The following is a 16,960-nucleotide window of genomic DNA, read 5'->3' on the forward strand; positions in this document are numbered from 1 at the left end:
ATACATAGATTTCCTTTAAAACACTTGCAAAATAAGAAAATAATGTTATAATAACATTATTAAAAAATAAAAGGAGTTGCCGATGATTCATTTAGTGTGTCCAAATCCAGCTTTAGACCGTACCATTTTGATAGAAAATTTCGCAGAAGATGTGGTCAATCGTCCCACAGAAGTGCATGAAAATGCGGGTGGAAAAAGTTTTAATGTCGCTTATGTCCTAAATCAAGAGAAAACGAAAGAGAGTCGTCCATTTTGTATTCACACCATGTTGGGTGGAAAAATGGGGGATTATATCTCAGAACTCAATCAAAATCAAGAAATTCCGCTTGTTGTTACACAGGTGAGAAAAAATACGCGGACTTGCAGTATTATGATTGATACGGTACAAAAAAAGACCTATTTACTCTATGAAGCAGGATTTGATTTAGACGAGGAGTTATTGGCGCAATTTACTGACCAGCTGCTTAACTCTGTTAAAGTAGGAGATAGTGTGGTTTTCTCAGGATCTCTCATGAAAGGAATGCCAGAGGACTATATCGCTCAAGTTGCAGCAGCCTTGCCTTCTCATGTCGATTTGATTGTCGATACGAGTGGCGCTGCTTTAAAGGCAGCCCTAAAAGCACAGCCTAAGGTCGTAAAAATCAATGATGAGGAATTGAAAGAATTAACAGGGCAATCAACTGATACAGCAGAAGAAGTGGCTTCCTTGCTAGAAGTTTACAAGGAGATTCCATTTTTCATTGTGACAATGGGTGGAAAAGGTGTTGTAGCGCGCTTGGAGGAAGATTTGTTCCACCTTACATTCCCTAAGATTGAGCTGAAAAATCCGATTGCCTCAGGAGACTTTTTCTTGGGAAGTCTCTGCCATGCCTTAGCCAATCGTGGTAAAGTGGATCGTGAGGCTGTTATTCGTGCCTGTGCTTATGCAACGGCGAATTGCCTGCAGTGGACTCCCAAGGTTGATCCAGCAGATGTGGAGAGAATCGCTAGTGAGATAAACCTAAGGATTCTCTAAGTTTCCTCTCGTGAAAAAGTAAAATCTCAAAAACCTATTGACCGATGGACTGACTTCTTTATATAATAAAAAAGCTTGAAAAATCAAATGCATGAAAAGGAGACAGCCGTATGGTGATTAGTATTGTTCTTGTTGTATTTTGCTTACGACTCTATTTTTTGAAAATTTCGATTCAGCATGAGCGTAAGATTTTGGAAAATGGTGGGAGGGAATATGGAGCTAGAAATAGCCAGTATTTAACCGTACTACATATTTCATTTTACCTCTTTGCAAGTATCGAGAGTTTTGTGCGGCATAGTGTGGTAGATACTGTGGGAACTTTAGGGATTTTTCTTCTAATTTTTTCAATGGGTATGCTCTATCTAGTCCAATCGATTTTAGGAGAAATTTGGACTGTGAAATTGATGATTGCAAAAAATCATCGCTATAATGATCATCTACTCTTTCGCTTGGTCAAACATCCAAATTATTACTTAAATATCATTCCAGAATTGCTTGGTTTGGTGTTACTCTGCCATGCTTGGGTGACGGCGATTATACTTAGTCCCTTCTATGCTTGGGTGCTCATATGTCGGATTCGAGAAGAAGAATACCTGCTAGAGACCGTTATTTTACCAAATAAAGTCATTTAGTTTTCGTTTATTAGGTCGTTAATTCGTTGCCTTGTATTCAATCAAAATTAAACGTCTATAAAAGTTAGAAATTAGAAAACTCCTCCTATTTTATGTCAGAAATAGGAGGAGTTTTTGTATCTTTCAGCCGGATATATTCTAATTTTTGCTGGCGTTTTTTGCGTTTAAAGCGACTTTCAGCTGACATAGCCGAAGGCTTATTTGAGAATTCTTCATAGTAGAGGAGCTTGACGGGAAGTCTGGCACGAGTGTACTTGGCGCCTTTGCCACTATTGTGGATTTTAATACGTTTATCAAGGTCTGTCGTATAGCCTGTATAAAGGCTTCCATCTGCGCATTCGAGCACATACATATAAGCCTTAGTTTCCATAATAAATCTCATGAATTTCTGGTGTGTAGCTGCCGTCTTCTTGATGGACAAAGAGGGGTGGAAGTATTTTTAGACCGTCCTGTGAACCATCTTTGATAGCCTCAATGAGCAGCATATTTGCCTCTTTGTGCATTTTTGGATAGACAAACTGGATACGCTTAGGTGCCAAGTTATGAGCCTTCATCGTATCTAAAATGTCTAAAAAGCGGTCGGGACGATGGACCATCGCTAATCTGCCGTTAGATTTAAGTGTTTGCTGGGCCACACGGCAAATTTCCTCCAAGTTTGTTGTGATTTCATGACGGGCTAGGAGGTAATGTTCACTTTCATTGAGATTGGACTGCTTATCCACTTTAAAATAAGGAGGATTGCAGAGCATTAAATCTACCTTGCTACCTGTGATGTAATTGGTCAGGTATTTTAAATCATCTTGGATGACTTGCATTTGATTCTCTAGACCATTTAAGATAATGGAGCGTTGTGCCATGTCTGCAAGACGCTCTTGAATCTCAACGGCAATAATGGGGGCTTTGGTATAAGTGCTCGCAAAAAGACCTACGGCTCCATTTCCAGCGCATAAATCAACGATGAGTCCGCGTTTTGGTAGTTTTGGAAAGCGAGAAAGCAAGACGCTATCTACTGAGTAGCTAAAGACTTCTCGATTTTGGATAATTTTGACGTCAGTAGAAAAGAGCTGATTGATTCGCTCCCCGTCTTTCAATGGAACTTGTTTCATCATGTCTCCATTATAGCACGATTAAAAAACTTTTCCAACTAATTATATAAGTGGAAAAGGACTACTCCCTATCTTTTATAGCCATTTTATTTTCAACTATGATCTTGTTCATTCGTCTTGCCTGCCCTCGTTGTCTAGCACTAAATCAAATGGACTTTAAAAAAGAGAGAAGTTGCGGTATCATTGAAACAGACTGTGTCAATTTCGTTTTCGAATGTTTATAGTCAAGTATGAGCAATCACTTTCTTGACTGTCCTTGATTTATCACCATTTTACAAGTCAGTTAAAATTGTGTTACCTTGTTTAAATGGTAAAAGAAACGAGACTGAGTACTTTTTTGTCTCAGTCTCGTTGTGATTAGTTTGCAATTAAGTGATGTTCTTTCAGATAAGTCTTTGCGACCTGGCTTGGGGATTTGCCTTCGACATTGACTTGATAGTTCATGTCCTGCATGTCTTTTTCGGTGATTTTTCCAGCCAGCTGATTGAGAATGCCCTCGAGTTGAGGGTATTTTTTCAGCGTTTCTTCGCGTAGGAGAGGAGCTCCCTGATATGGTGGGAAGAGCTGCTTGTCATCATTGAGTGTCTTGAGGTGGTATTCTTGCAATTCACTATCGGTCGAGTAGGCGTCGATAATTTGGACATTGTCGTTGTCAATCGCCTTGTAGCGGAGAGCAGGCTCGAGAGTCTTAACATCTAGGTTCAGCTTGTAGCGGTCCTTCAAGCCCTTGCCTCCGTCTTCACGGTCGTTAAATTCCAAGCTAAAGCCAGCCGTTGCGCTTGCCTGAACCTTTGTTAGATTAGAAATTGTCTCGAGTCCGTGTTCTTTAGCATAGTCTTCCTTGACAGCAAGGGCGTAGGTATTTTGATAAAGCATGGGTTTGAGATAGATGAGCTTGTCTTGGGCGAAAATTCCCTTGCGGGCTGCCTGATAGACCTCTTCTGGGTCGGTAGAGGTGGTCGGTGGCTGTTTCAAGAGAGTAGAGGTCACCGTCCCTGTAAATTCAGGGTAGATGTCGATTTGCCCCGCCTTCAAGGCTTCGTAGACAAAGGTTGTTTTCCCAAAGTTGGGCTTTAATTCTACCGTGATATCGGTCTGATCTTCAATCAATTCCTTATACATATTGAGCAAAATCTCAGGCTCAGACCCCAATTTTCCAGCGATGACTACCTTATCCTGCATCATCATAGACATAGGGAAGAGGGAAATCGAGCTGATACAAAAGAGGGCGATAAAGGAGAAGAACATGGTCTTGAGACTGCGTTTTTCAACTAAGCCAATTAAGTAGTGAAAGAGGAGGGCTAAAATAGCCGAGCTGATGGCTCCAATCAGAATGAGGGAGCTGTTGTTGCGGTCAATTCCTAGCAGAATGAAAGAACCGAGCCCACCTGCCCCGATGAGAGCAGCAAGCGTTGCCGTTCCGATGACGAGCACGGTTGCCGTCCGAATCCCAGAGAGAATGACGGGGGCGGCAAGTGGGATTTCAAATTTCTTTAATTTTTCCCAGCGGTTCATCCCAAAGGCAGTTGCTGCTTCTTGGAGTGACGGGTCAATTTCCTGTAAGCCAGTCACTGTATTTTGCAGAATCGGGAAAATTGCATAGACAATCAAGGTCAAAATAGCAGGAATTTTTCCAATCCCAAAAATCGGTATCAGAAGACCTAGAATAGCTAGAGACGGAATCGTCTGGAGCATACCTGTAAATTGCAGGAGGAGGTTGGCTAAACGTTCACGTTTAGAGACGAGAATGGCAAGAGGAATGGCGATTAAAATTGCACAAGCCAGTGCCACAAAAGAGATCTGCAAATGTTCGCCAAGGGCCAAAATCCAGTCATCTTTGCGGTCTAAAAAGGTTTGAATCAAGTCGTTCATAGCAGCCTCCTATACATGAAAGAAATCAGCGACAAACTGGGTCGCAGGCGCTTCTTGGATGCGCTGAGGGGTGTCCAGTTGCAGGATTTCTCCCTGATCCATAATGGCAATGCGGTCGCCCAGCTTCATGGCTTCAGCCATATCATGGGTCACAAAGATCATGGTCATCTGAAATTCCTGTTGGATATGCTTAACCAAGTCCTGCAACTGCTCACGAGAAATTGGGTCAAGAGCACTAAAAGGCTCATCTAGCAACAAGACCTTGGGACGGGCGATAATGGCACGTAGAATTCCGATACGTTGCTGCTCCCCGCCAGAGAGTTCGCTCGGCATGCGGTGGAGGTAGTCCTCAGCAGGCAGTCCGACCAATTCCAATAATTCCTTGGTGCGTGCTTCAATCTCCTTTTTGGACCATTTTTTCATCTCAGGAATTAGGGCAATATTTTCTGCTACACTCAGATTGGGAAAAAGGGCGATTTGTTGCAGAACGTAGCCGGTTGAGAGGCGTAATTCCCGCAAATCATAGTCCTTTAGGCGCTTGCCATCCAGATAGATATCCCCCTCATCTGGCTCAATCAAGCGGTTGAGCATTTTGAGTGTCGTCGTTTTACCGCTACCGCTTGCACCGACCAGGACAAAAAATTCTCCGTCGCGGATAGTAAAGGCTTGATCTTTCAGCACGTATTTGCCGTTAAACTGTTTACTCACATGTTTAAATTCAATCATGGTATACCTAACTTTCTAATCAGATTAGTTTATTGTTTCTATATAAAAACATTCTAAATATATCTTACTATATAAAAATAACCTTTGCAAGTAGAATGTGGGATTTTCAGAATGTATTTCACAATCATTAAATGAATAATATAGAGACTTAGAGAGGCTGTATTCAGTGTACCACTTATAAAATAGAAGGTCAAAATTCTGCTACGAAAATAGAAAAAAGAGAGAAGGAGCAAAATTGATTTCTTCGAGATCGCGATTGAGTCCCATTCCCATATCTCGCAAGGATAACGTGGCTTGTAGAGAATTGATTTATCACTATCATGGATAAATTGCTTGAAAATTTCTGTTCTCGTAAAAAGATCCACTGGGGCATTGAATCTAGCGACAACTACTTTGTCAAGCTATTCAAATTATAAAAATAATGAGGTTGGAACTGTTGTCCTAACCTCATTATTTTTATACAATTCGTTTTTCTTTTGTAGTCTGCCAGTGATTGATACTGATAAAGAGGATGGCAAAGATGACCATCAAGGCAAAATAGACAGGCAGGGTTTGACTGGTGAGGGTTGCAATTTCGAGGAGCTTTTGTAGGAAAATCGCAGACCCGAAGAAACCTAGAGTTGACCATAAAATCAATCCGATTCTCCATGGATTGAGTGGTAGGCAGGCTCTGACGACGGACATAAAGCCGATAGAGCCAAGTAGGTAGTAGAGAAGGGTTGCCTCTTCTAGCTCGCTCCAGGCAACCATATTGCCAAAGATTTTGACAAATAAGACGCTAAAGACAACCATGAGACCGCTCGGAAGAGCTTTGAAAATCGCTTTTTTCAAGAATTTATGCTCCACAGGTTTGATATTGCGCTCAAAGGTGAGAACAAATGGTGGGAAACCTTCGACAAACTGGTCAATCATCGTGATTTGAATAGGGATGAAAGGAAATACTAAGAGCCATTCTGCTCGTCCAAGGAGGATACTGGAAATACAGATCACAGCAAGGAGGAAGGAGTAGATGGTCTTAATGAAGAAAATAGGAGCAATCCGTGCGATATTGTTTACGACACGACGACCTTCAAAGAGAATCTCTGGGACATCGTTGAAGTCAGAGTTGAGCAAGACGAGATTGGCAATTTGGCGAGTAGCAGGGTCGCCCTCTGCCATGACAATTGAACAATCCGCTTCACGAAGTGCAAGAATGTCATTGACCCCATCTCCAGTCATGGCTGTGGTGTGTCCTGCTTGCTTCAAAGTTTGAATAATCAAGCGTTTTTGGTGAGGGGATACACGACCAAAGATTGCTGTCTGTTCAGCCATAGCAACTAATTCTTCATCTGTGACTTTGGAGCAATCCACATAGCTTTGGTAGTTGCTAAAGCCTGCTTTTTGGGCAATATTTGAAACGGTCACAGGATTGTCACCTGAGATAATTTTCAAATGAACATCTTGACTGCGTAGATACTCAAGGGTATTCTCCACCCCATCGCGGATAGGATCTGTGATTTCAAGGACGGCAACTGGTGTAATCTCTTCTGGGAGAACCATGTTTTGGTAGTCCATTGTTTCGGTGCTGACTGCCAAGGTCAAGACACGAGAACCACGCATTTGTGCAGCGTGAGCGGCTTCTAATTCTTCTTGTAGAAGCATTTCTGGTGCCCCTAAAAAGACTGTACCGATTCCTTCCATTTCCATAGCGCCCCATTTACGATCACTTGAGAATGGAATGATGTGACCGACGGTATAGCTCGCCTTTTCCGTAAATCTTTTTCGGATGGCTTGAGCCGTCGGATTATTGTCATCGCTATAAGCCATGTAGCTACTAAGGATAGAAGCGACATCTTCATTTGAAAAATCAGGAGAGAGAGTAACAACGTCTTCAACCTGCATTTTTCCTTGGGTAATCGTTCCTGTCTTGTCCAAGCAGAGCATATCTACACGGGCTAGGGTTTCGACAGAGTACATTTCTTGAACCAAGACTTTTCGCATGCCGAGCTTGATAACCGCGGTGAGGAGCGAGGTTATGGTCAAGAGAGCGATTCCTTTTGGCAACATACCAAGCAGTGCGGTTGAAGAATTGACCACAGAATCCTTGACAGGCAGAGCCTTGATAAGAAGAGCTTCTAAAAAGAGGGCAATTCCAAAGGGAATGATGATTTTCCCAGTAAAGCCAGCAATCTTATCGAGGGATTTCATGATTTGAGAGTTAATCGGCTTGACGGTTTTTGCTTCCATCATGAGTTTTGCCGCGTAGTTGTTTTCTCCGACATGAATCACTTTAGCCCAAACGTGCCCACTTGCTAAAAAGCTCCCCGAGAGCACCTGGTCATCTTTTGCTTTTTTGACTAGGTCACTCTCTCCTGTCAGCATGGCTTCATTGGCTTCAGCAAAGCCATCTAAAATCACCGCATCACTAGGGATTTGCTCACCGGCAGATAGTTCAATCACATCATCAAGAACCAAGTCTTCAGGAACAATCTTTTCAATCTTGCCATCTCGAAGAACCGTGACCTTTTCCTTGGTCATGAGATTGAGCTTATCGACCATGTGTTTGGCACGCAGTTCTGTGACAATACCTGAAAAGGCGTTAAAGCAGATGACGGCAAAAAAGACCATATTTGACCAAGCTTGCACGCTGGCAAGAGCAATAGCGATCGCAAAGTTGAGCGCATTAAATAGTGTAAAGACATTGCGCTTGATGATTTGCCAAGTGCTGGTGCTGGTATCTGCTGAAAAATCGTTGCTTAAACCTTGGGCTAGTCTCTCCTTCACGTCTTGTGAAGTTAGCCCCTGTAATTCTTTTTTATCCATACCTACTATCTTATCAGTTTTTCGGAAAAAATGCCAACTCTCTTCTTTATTTTAGAGGAGATTTTTGAGAATAGCTTTGGCGTTGCGACTTAGAAAAGGATAGGGTATAATGGAAAGAAAAGGAGGTCCTATGTTTTATACCTATTTACGAGCATTAGTCATGTTTTTACTCTGGGGAGCAAATGGAAATGCTCATTTTCATCATTTGGATAAAATCCCTTCCAAGGAGGAAAATTATATTTTAGTAGCTCCACACCGCACCTGGTGGGATCCTGTTTATATGGCTTTTGCAACTAGACCTAAGCAGTTTATTTTTATGGCAAAAAAAGAACTCTTTCAAAATCGGGTTTTTGGTTGGTGGATTCGCATGTGTGGTGCTTTTCCGATTGATCGAGCAAATCCAGGTGCCGGTGCCATTAAATATCCTGTGAAAATGCTTAAAAATAGCCAGCGTTCTTTGATTATGTTTCCAAGTGGAAGTCGTCATTCGTCTGATGTCAAGGGCGGTGTTGCTCTGATTGCTAAAATGGCAAAGGTACGCATCATGCCAGCATCTTACACTGGACCTATGACCTTAAAAGGTTTGATTCGTGGAGAACGTGTGGATATGAATTTTGGCGAGCCTATTGACATTTCAGACGTTAAGAAAATGAATGACGAGGGTGTTGCAGAGGTCGCAAGTCGCATTCAGATAGCTTTTGACACTTTAGATCAAGAAGTAGCGGATATGCAGGTTAAAAAAGGTCCAAATCTTTGGTTGTTGCTCCCCCGCATTGTGGTCTTTGTCTTAGCTGTTCTGGTGGCTCTAGTGACATTTGCCTTTAGCTTTGTGGCAAGTTTTGTTTGGGATCCAGACAAGCATCGAAAGTAAGAATGTTTAGAAAAGTGAGGTTCGCATGAAAGTTGCCGTGTGTTTGTATCCTGCTTGCTCCCTGCAAGAAATCACTTGTTTGACAGCAGCTCTCACGCTTTTTGTTGGTGCAAAAATCGAATATGTAGCAAGTCAAAAAGAAGTCTGTAAAAGTGAGGAAGGGTTGGCTATTTTGCAACTACTCAGTTTTCTAAGGTCCATCCAGACGATTATGATGCCATTATCCTAACAGGGACAATGGAACCTTTGAAAACGCTCTATGATAATGCATTTTTGGAATTTGTAGGGGACATCAATCCTCAAAAAACAGTGGTCGGAGCTATTTCATCGTCTCCCATGTTTCTAGCAAAAGCGGGACTTTTAAGAGGAAAGAAATACACAGGCGGCCTTTACATGGAAATGGTGGAGCATTTTGACTTTTTTGAACCAGAAAATTTCATTCATCGACCTGTGGTCTGCGATGATAAGCTGATCACCGCTATTGGCTTTGCCTATCAAGACTTTGCGATTGCGGTGTTAAACGTCTTAGAAGTTCCTCATCCAGAGCGTTTCTTTGAGAGAAAATCTATTTATACAGAGGAAGAGTTGACATTTTACTGTGGAGACAAAGCTTGGCAGGAGATGCTGCAAGAAATAATGATCTATGAAGATTAGGAGAGAGTGGGACTCAATCGTGATTCCGCAGAAATCGATTTTGTAGTCTTCGTTTTCCAATTTTTAGGCTCAGGTATGAGCAGTTCACTGGGCTAGCGAAGAAGAATTCGCTAGCTTCTTCTAATAGAATAGTGATTTATCAATGTTTTGGATAAGTTGCTCACAACTTTTTGTTCTCGTAAATAGCTCCACTGGAGCATTGAACCCAGCGGCAACTACTGCGTCAAACTGTTAGAACTACAAAATGTAACGAGGTAGGGTACTTTTGTCCCAACCTCTTTTGCTTGGTAGGATTCATTTATTTCTTAATAGTTTAACAGTATCTTCTATAAATTTTCATATAAATATGATAGAATAACTAGGAGGAGGAAGAGATGTTTCACAAAAGTAAGCTATTTTTTTGGACAACAGAAGTCCTATTATTAACGATTATCTTTTTTATCTGGCGGGAAATGAATGGGCTTGTTTCGCCTTTTGTCACCGTGATTAACACTATTTTGATTCCGTTTCTGGTAGCAGGCTTTCTCTACTATATCACCGACCCCTTGGTGCGCTACTTAGAAAAAGAATGCAAAGTGAAGCGAGGTTTTGGTATTATCATTGCCTTGGTGCTGGTCTTTGGTTCGCTTACCTTAGCGATCATTTATTTGCTTCCGATTTTGGTCAATCAGTTGACGAGCTTGATCAATTCCAGCCAAAACATTTATACCCAGTTGCAGGCGTGGGTTATTGATTTATCAGACAATCCAGCTTTTAAAAATCTAAATATCCAATCGACTCTACAAAAGCTAAATCTGTCTTATGTGGATATTTTGCAAAATATCTTAAATGGGGTGACCAATAGTCTTGGGAGTGTCGTCTCTGCCGTGGTTAACACAGTGCTTATTTTGGTCATGACTCCGATTTTCTTGGTTTATTTCTTGATGGATGGACATAAGCTTCTGCCTATGCTAGAGCGGACGGTGTTGAAACGCGATAAACTAAATATTGCAGGTCTTTTGATCAATCTTAATGGCACGATTGCACGTTACATTAGTGGAATTTCGATTGACGCCTTGATTATCGGAATGCTGGCCTTTATTGGTTATAGTATCATTGGCTTAAAATATGCCTTAGTATTTGCGATTTTCTCAGCTATTACCAATCTGATCCCTTATGTGGGACCAACCATTGGTCTGATTCCCATGGTGGTGACCTATTTGTTTACAGATCCAAATAAAATGATTATCGCTGTAATTTATATGCTGATTGTGCAGCAGATTGATGGCAATGTCCTCTACCCACGTATTGTTGGAGGAGTGATGAAAGTCCATCCTATTACCATTATGGTGCTGTTGCTCTTATCAAGTAATATCTATGGAATTGTTGGCATGATTGTGGCGATTCCCACCTATTCAATTTTGAAAGAGATTGCTAAATTTTTGGCAAATCTTTATGAGAATCACAAGGAAAGTCAGTTGCAAAAGCAACAAGAAGAGCATACCTTGTTACAAAAATAAAGCAAAAAGTTTGAACAGCGTGTTCAAGCTTTTTCTATTTCGCCCTAAACCTTCTAGGCTAGCAAGGAAAGGGATTTTTTGGTATAATAAGGAGCAGAAAAATCAGAGGACTGATTGATGTTTATGATTGCGATATCGTATGAAAAAAGATAGTAGTTTTAAGGCTTCAACTAAATTTTTACATCTGTTTATTGAGTTCGGACAAAGAGATTCTTAAAAAGAGATACAGGTATTTTATCTTTTGATAGTTCAGCTGAGGCTCCCTTTAGGGATAGATCTTCCTAGAGTTTGATGAAGCTTTGTTATATTTCCTATTTTTCTTACATTTTTTAATGTCCTCATATCTTGTTTAATTGAATTCGAGCTAAAAGCTCGGAAAATAGAGAAGCATTCCTAGAAGCTTAGCTTCTTCGTCATGTTTCCTAATTTTCATTCGCTTTTTTAACGCTCTCATATCTTGTTTTGAAAGGAGTTTTATGCCAGATTATTTGTCGGTATCATCGTTGACCAAGTATTTGAAGTTGAAGTTTGACCGAGATCCGTATTTGGAGCGGGTTTATCTGACAGGCCAAGTGTCCAATTTTCGTAAGCGTCCGAGTCATCAGTATTTTTCGCTCAAGGACGAAAAGGCGGTGATTCAGGCGACGATTTGGGCTGGTGTTTATAAGTCTTTGGGCTTTGAATTGGAAGAGGGGATGAAGGTCAATGTCATCGGACGAATCCAGCTCTATGAGCCTAGTGGTAGCTACTCCATTATCATTGAAAAGGCTGAGCCAGACGGGATTGGTGCTTTAGCCATCCAGTTTGAACAATTGAAAAAGAAATTGGGTGACGAGGGTCTTTTTCAGGATAAATTTAAACAGCCCTTGCCGCAATTTGCACAGAAAATTGGTGTGGTGACCAGTTCTAGTGGTGCAGTTATTCGTGACATCATCACAACGGTTAGCAGGCGTTTTCCGGGTCGAGAAGTCGTACTTTATCCGACCAAGGTGCAGGGAGATGGTGCGGCTACTGAAATTGCGCAAAATATTCGCAGGGCTAATGAGCGAGAGGACCTGGATGTACTGATTGTTGGGCGTGGGGGTGGCTCTATTGAGGACTTATGGGCTTTTAATGAAGAAGAAGTGGTGCGAGCGATTTTTGAATCACGGATTCCGATTATTTCTAGTGTCGGACATGAAACGGATATAACGCTAGCAGATTTTGTGGCAGACAGACGGGCAGCAACGCCGACAGCAGCGGCAGAATTAGCAACACCTGTGACCAAACTAGATGTGCTGGCTCATCTTAAACAACAGGAAAATCGAATGAGTAAAGCTGTGGGAAATCGTCTGGTTTATCACCGTGAACGCTTGGAAAAATTAGCTCATTCGGTGATTTTTAGACAGCCAGAACGGCTCTACGATGCCTATTTACAAAAATTAGATCAATTACAGTTGCGGATGAAACAAGCCATTTCCGAATATAGAAATGAAGGGCAAAAACGCAGTCAGATTTTGGAGCAACGCTTGCTCGCTTGTTCGCCAGTCCAGAAAATTGCCCTCTATCAGGAAAAATTAGCCCAGCAAAAACGCTTGTTGCGCAGTAGTACTGCCGTGATTTACGACCATAAGGTGGCAGAAGTCAAGCGCTTAGCAAATATCCTCTTGATGCTTGACACCAGCCGTATTGTGGCGCGGGGATATGCGATTGTGGAGCAAAATGGGCATGTAATTGATAGTGTTCAAAAGGTTCAAGCAGAAGAAAATATGACCATTCAGTTACGAGACGGTCAGCTAGAAGTTGAGGTAAAAGATGTCAAAACAAAAGAAATTTGAGGAAAATTTAGCAGATTTGGAGCAGATTGTTCAGAGATTAGAAAGCGGTGATGTCGCATTGGAAGATGCGATTGCCGAGTTTCAAAAGGGCATGAAACTATCAAAAGAACTCCAAGAAACCCTAAATCAAGCAGAAAAAACCTTGGTTAAGGTTATGCAAGCAGACGGAACAGAGACGGACATGGAATGAAGCAAGTAGAGCGATTGAATTGGATTGAGAGAGTCATCTCGGACTTTTATAGTGATAAATCTGTGGCACCTCATTTGATTGAGACTATTCTTTACTCCATTCGAGCAGGGGGCAAGCGCCTGCGTCCGCTCCTTGTTTTGGAGCTATTAGAGGGCTTTGGCGTGACGCTTACAGAAGCCCATGTTCAGGTGGCGGCTGCCCTTGAGATGATTCACACAGGGAGTCTAATCCACGATGATTTACCTGCTATGGATAACGACGATTATCGCCGTGGTCAACTGACTAGCCACAAGAAATTTGGCGAAGACATGGCCATTTTGGCGGGCGATAGCCTATTTCTTGATTCTTATGCCTTGGTGGCAATGGCAGAGCTTCCTAGCCAGATTCGTGTGGAATTGATCGCTGCTCTGTCTAAGGCGGCTGGGACTTTTGGCATGGTGGGCGGACAAGTGCTTGATATGGAAGGGGAAAAACGCAGTTTGAATCTTTCAGAATTGCAGACCATCCATGCCCATAAAACAGGAAAACTCCTCGCCTATCCTTTTGTTGCAGCAGGCGTGATTGTTGAAGCAGAAAGTCCTATTAAGACTATCTTGCAAGAGACGGGTGAGTGGCTCGGTTTGGCCTTTCAGGTGCGGGATGATATTTTAGATGTAACAGCTAGTTTTGAGGAATTGGGCAAAACACCAAATAAAGACCTTGTGGCAGACAAGTCCACCTATCCTGCCCTGCTTGGCTTAGAGGAAGCCAAAGCTTATTTAGCGATGAGTTTAGGTAAGGTAGAAGAGGGACTTACGGCATTGGAAGAACAATCCGCCTTTCAGGCAGACAAGATTCGAGAAATAGTAGAAAGTTTACGATTACATGGCTAAGGAAAGAGTAGATGTACTGGCCTACAAACAAGGCCTCTTTGATACACGTGAGCAGGCCAAACGCGGTGTTATGGCAGGTTTGGTTGTCTCTGTCATCAATGGCGAGCGCTATGACAAGCCGGGTGAAAAGATCGATGAAAGTACCGAATTAAAGTTAAAAGGCGAAAAGTTGAAATACGTTAGCCGTGGCGGTCTCAAATTAGAGAAAGCTCTTCAAGTATTTGACCTGTCAGTTAAGGGCAAAACGACGCTTGATATCGGTGCTTCAACAGGGGGCTTTACCGATGTCATGTTGCAAAATGGAGCTGATTTGGTCTATGCAGTTGACGTTGGCACCAATCAATTAGCCTGGAAAATTCGTCAAGACGCGCGGGTGGTCAGCATGGAGCAGTTCAATTTCCGCTATGCGACACCAAGTGATTTTAAGCAGCTACCTCAGTTTGCGAGCATCGATGTCAGCTTTATCTCGCTGAGCCTGATTTTGCCAGTTTTGTCAAGCATTTTGGTAGATGAAGGAGAAGTCGTTGCCTTGATTAAACCGCAATTTGAGGCAGGGCGTGAGCAGATTGGCAAAAACGGCATCATCAAGGACAAGGCTGTTCATCGGATGGTTTTGGAAAAAGTGACGGCTTTTGCGGTGGAAGCAGGTTTTACCGTCAGAGCGCTTGATTTTTCCCCCATTCAAGGTGGACACGGCAATGTGGAATTTTTGGCCTATTTGAAAAAAGAAAGTCCAGTTGAAAATCAAGTTGCAACAGTTATTGACACCATCGTAGAACAAGCGCATAAGGAATTTAAAGATGAATAAAAAAGAACGCTTAGAGAAAATTAGAAAATTTGTAACAGATTTTGAAATCGGCACTCAAGAAGAGATTGTCGAGCATTTAAAGGCCTCTGGAATTAAAGCAACGCAGGCAACAGTGTCTCGGGATATCAAGGAATTAGGGATTGTCAAAATTCCTTTGAAGGACAACACCTATATCTATGAATTGCCGAAATCCGTGTCCAGTCGCATGAAGTTGGCAGAAAATAACATTTTATCGTCTGAATGTATGGATGCGATGATTAATCTCAATCTTGTACCAGGAAGCACAGCTTTTGTCAAAAATCAGATTGTCGAAGCCTTTTCAGAAGAGATTTTTAGCATTGTGTCAGATGATGATACAATTTTGATTATTCTTCGCCAGAAAGACGAGGCACAACGAGTCTTAGATACAATAAAAAATTGGTAGGTTGCCATGTTACTTGAAATTTCCATTAAAAATTTTGCCATTATTGAGGAAATTTCCCTTAATTTTGAGCAAGGAATGACCGTTCTGACCGGGGAAACTGGGGCAGGAAAATCCATTATTATTGATGCCATGAATATGATGCTAGGAAGCAGAGCGACCACAGACGTCATTCGCCATGGTATGCCCAAGGCTGAGATTGAGGGCTTGTTTTCGATTGAGCAAAGCAGGAGTCTGCGTGAACTCTTGGAAGAACAGGGCTTAGAGGTCTCAGATGAGCTGATTATTCGTCGTGAGATTTTGCAAAATGGACGCAGTATCAGCCGGATCAATGGGCAGTTGGTCAATTTGTCAGTCTTAAAAGCCGTTGGTCAGCATTTGGTAGATATTCATGGTCAGCATGATCAGGAAGAATTGATGCGACCTCAGCACCATATTGCCATGCTAGACGAGTTTGGAGATGATGCGTTTTTCCAATTAAAAGCGGATTATAAGGCTGCCTTTGAAGCTTATAAAACTTTGCGCAAACAAGTCTTGAGCATTCAAAAAAATCAAGAAGAAAACAAGGCTCGAATTGAGATGCTGGAATATCAGATGGCGGAGATTGAAGCTGCGGATTTGAAAGCGGGCGAGGATAAGGACTTGCATCAAGAGCGCGAGCGCCTGCTTAATCACAAGCAGATTGCAGATACACTGACAAATGCTTATGCCATGCTGGATAATGACGATTTCTCTAGTCTAGGAAATGTCCGCTCAGCCATGCATGATTTGGAGTCGATTGAAGAGTTTGATCCGAGCTATAAGGAACTAGCTAGCAGTCTTTCTGAGACCTACTATGTCTTAGAGGATGTAACCAAGCGCCTTGAGGGGATTATTGATGAGCTTGACTTTGACGGGAATCGCCTCATGCAGGTGGAAAGTCGTCTTGACTTGATTTACAGTATCACCCGCAAATACGGTGGCGCTGTCGATGATGTTTTAGACTACTTGGAGCAAATCACTAAGCAATACCAACTCTTGACAGGCTCAGATATTTCTTCTGAAAATCTTGAAACAGAGTTAAAAAAACGTGAAAAAGACTTGGTTGGCTTAGCAGGTGAATTATCCAATGCGCGCCATCACTTAGCAGCAGGCTTGGAGCAAGAAATTAAGCAAGAGCTAAAAGACTTGTATATGGAAAAAGCGGATTTTCAGGTGCGCTTTAGCAAGGCCAAGTTTGGTCGTGAGGGCAATGAACAGGTAGAATTTTACATCTCCACCAACCCTGGTGAAGACTTCAAGCCCCTTGTCAAAGTGGCAAGTGGAGGAGAATTGTCGCGCTTGATGCTGGCTATTAAATCTGCTTTTTCTCGCAAGGAAGGCAAGACCAGTATCGTCTTTGATGAGGTGGATACCGGTGTATCTGGTCGTGTGGCGCAGGCTATTGCCCAGAAGATTTATAAGATTGGTGGGCATGGACAAGTCTTAGCCATTTCTCATCTACCACAGGTCATTGCTATTGCGGATTATCAATTCTTTATTGAGAAGATCAGTGATGATCACTCAACAGTCTCTCGGGTTCGTCTCTTGACGCTTGAAGAGCGGATTGAGGAAGTGGCAAAGATGCTGGCAGGTGAAAATGTGACGGAAGCAGCGCTCACGCAGGCAAAAGAATTGCTCAAAAAAGATTAGGAGA

Annotated in this window: 17 protein-coding genes and 1 pseudogene; 12 read left to right on the forward strand and 6 right to left on the reverse strand. The window is 42.2% G+C overall.

Annotation, left to right across the window (positions count from 1 at the left end; all coding sequences use genetic code 11):
• The first annotated feature begins 82 nt into the window (after window positions 1–82).
• Together AB1I63_00140 and AB1I63_00145 are read left to right on the forward strand one after the other, a co-directional pair.
• A complete protein-coding gene (locus AB1I63_00140; protein MEW4353304.1) occupies window positions 83–1,015 on the forward strand; it encodes a PfkB family carbohydrate kinase in 933 nt (310 codons plus the stop codon).
• 110 nt (window positions 1,016–1,125) lie between these two features.
• A complete protein-coding gene (locus AB1I63_00145) occupies window positions 1,126–1,647 on the forward strand; it encodes an isoprenylcysteine carboxyl methyltransferase family protein (protein MEW4353305.1) in 522 nt (173 codons plus the stop codon).
• Between the two features lie 85 nt (window positions 1,648–1,732).
• Here AB1I63_00145 and AB1I63_00150 read toward each other — a convergent pair whose 3' ends face one another.
• The 6 genes and pseudogenes from AB1I63_00150 to AB1I63_00175 all read right to left on the reverse strand — a co-directional run bounded on the left by AB1I63_00150 (window position 1,733) and on the right by AB1I63_00175 (window position 7,974).
• Window positions 1,733–2,017 (reverse strand): GIY-YIG nuclease family protein, encoded by a 285-nt coding sequence (locus AB1I63_00150; protein ID MEW4353306.1) that lies wholly within the window; start codon window positions 2,015–2,017, stop codon window positions 1,733–1,735.
• Window positions 2,007–2,753, reverse strand: a complete 747-nt coding sequence (locus tag AB1I63_00155) for a tRNA1(Val) (adenine(37)-N6)-methyltransferase (protein MEW4353307.1) — start codon at window positions 2,751–2,753, stop codon at window positions 2,007–2,009. Before AB1I63_00155 ends, AB1I63_00150 begins: the two co-directional genes overlap by 11 nt.
• A gap of 357 nt (window positions 2,754–3,110) precedes the next feature.
• Window positions 3,111–4,625 (reverse strand): ABC transporter permease/substrate-binding protein, encoded by a 1,515-nt coding sequence (locus AB1I63_00160; protein ID MEW4353308.1) that lies wholly within the window; start codon window positions 4,623–4,625, stop codon window positions 3,111–3,113.
• A 9-nt stretch (window positions 4,626–4,634) separates the two neighbouring features.
• Complete coding sequence (locus AB1I63_00165) at window positions 4,635–5,351, reverse strand: ABC transporter ATP-binding protein (protein MEW4353309.1); 717 nt, start codon at window positions 5,349–5,351, stop codon at window positions 4,635–4,637.
• A gap of 456 nt (window positions 5,352–5,807) precedes the next feature.
• On the reverse strand, window positions 5,808–7,940 hold the full coding sequence (locus AB1I63_00170; GenBank protein MEW4353310.1) for an HAD-IC family P-type ATPase: 2,133 nt from the start codon (window positions 7,938–7,940) through the stop codon (window positions 5,808–5,810).
• Window positions 7,930–7,974 (reverse strand): annotated as a pseudogene (locus AB1I63_00175) (hypothetical protein). The gene AB1I63_00170 and the pseudogene AB1I63_00175 overlap by 11 nt, the downstream one beginning before the upstream one ends.
• Before the next feature lie 309 nt (window positions 7,975–8,283).
• Between AB1I63_00175 and AB1I63_00180 the strand changes: the two are divergent.
• The 10 genes from AB1I63_00180 to recN all read left to right on the forward strand — a co-directional run bounded on the left by AB1I63_00180 (window position 8,284) and on the right by recN (window position 16,956).
• Window positions 8,284–9,024 carry a 1-acyl-sn-glycerol-3-phosphate acyltransferase gene (locus AB1I63_00180; protein MEW4353311.1) on the forward strand — a complete coding sequence of 247 codons (741 nt, stop codon included), beginning with the start codon at window positions 8,284–8,286 and terminating at the stop codon, window positions 9,022–9,024.
• A 25-nt stretch (window positions 9,025–9,049) separates the two neighbouring features.
• A complete protein-coding gene (locus tag AB1I63_00185; GenBank protein MEW4353312.1) occupies window positions 9,050–9,253 on the forward strand; it encodes a hypothetical protein in 204 nt (67 codons plus the stop codon).
• Window positions 9,247–9,678 carry a DJ-1/PfpI family protein gene (locus tag AB1I63_00190; GenBank protein MEW4353313.1) on the forward strand — a complete coding sequence of 144 codons (432 nt, stop codon included), beginning with the start codon at window positions 9,247–9,249 and terminating at the stop codon, window positions 9,676–9,678. The genes AB1I63_00185 and AB1I63_00190 overlap by 7 nt, the downstream gene beginning before the upstream one ends.
• 374 nt (window positions 9,679–10,052) lie before the next feature.
• The gene (locus tag AB1I63_00195) at window positions 10,053–11,177 is read left to right on the forward strand and encodes an AI-2E family transporter (GenBank protein ID MEW4353314.1); all 1,125 of its coding nucleotides are present in this window, start codon (window positions 10,053–10,055) and stop codon (window positions 11,175–11,177) included.
• Window positions 11,178–11,653: 476 nt separating this feature from the next.
• Window positions 11,654–12,994, forward strand: a complete 1,341-nt coding sequence (xseA, locus tag AB1I63_00200) for an exodeoxyribonuclease VII large subunit (GenBank protein MEW4353315.1) — start codon at window positions 11,654–11,656, stop codon at window positions 12,992–12,994.
• The gene (locus AB1I63_00205; GenBank protein MEW4353316.1) at window positions 12,972–13,184 is read left to right on the forward strand and encodes an exodeoxyribonuclease VII small subunit; all 213 of its coding nucleotides are present in this window, start codon (window positions 12,972–12,974) and stop codon (window positions 13,182–13,184) included. Before xseA ends, AB1I63_00205 begins: the two co-directional genes overlap by 23 nt.
• Window positions 13,181–14,056 carry a polyprenyl synthetase family protein gene (locus AB1I63_00210; GenBank protein ID MEW4353317.1) on the forward strand — a complete coding sequence of 292 codons (876 nt, stop codon included), beginning with the start codon at window positions 13,181–13,183 and terminating at the stop codon, window positions 14,054–14,056. Before AB1I63_00205 ends, AB1I63_00210 begins: the two co-directional genes overlap by 4 nt.
• Window positions 14,049–14,864 carry a TlyA family RNA methyltransferase gene (locus tag AB1I63_00215; GenBank protein ID MEW4353318.1) on the forward strand — a complete coding sequence of 272 codons (816 nt, stop codon included), beginning with the start codon at window positions 14,049–14,051 and terminating at the stop codon, window positions 14,862–14,864. Before AB1I63_00210 ends, AB1I63_00215 begins: the two co-directional genes overlap by 8 nt.
• A complete protein-coding gene (locus tag AB1I63_00220) occupies window positions 14,857–15,288 on the forward strand; it encodes an arginine repressor (GenBank protein ID MEW4353319.1) in 432 nt (143 codons plus the stop codon). Before AB1I63_00215 ends, AB1I63_00220 begins: the two co-directional genes overlap by 8 nt.
• Before the next feature lie 6 nt (window positions 15,289–15,294).
• Window positions 15,295–16,956, forward strand: a complete 1,662-nt coding sequence (gene recN, locus AB1I63_00225; GenBank protein ID MEW4353320.1) for a DNA repair protein RecN — start codon at window positions 15,295–15,297, stop codon at window positions 16,954–16,956.
• The last annotated feature ends 4 nt before the right edge of the window (window positions 16,957–16,960 follow it).

It is taken from the genome of Streptococcus pneumoniae, assembly GCA_040719455.1.
GTDB lineage: Bacteria > Bacillota > Bacilli > Lactobacillales > Streptococcaceae > Streptococcus > Streptococcus pneumoniae_G.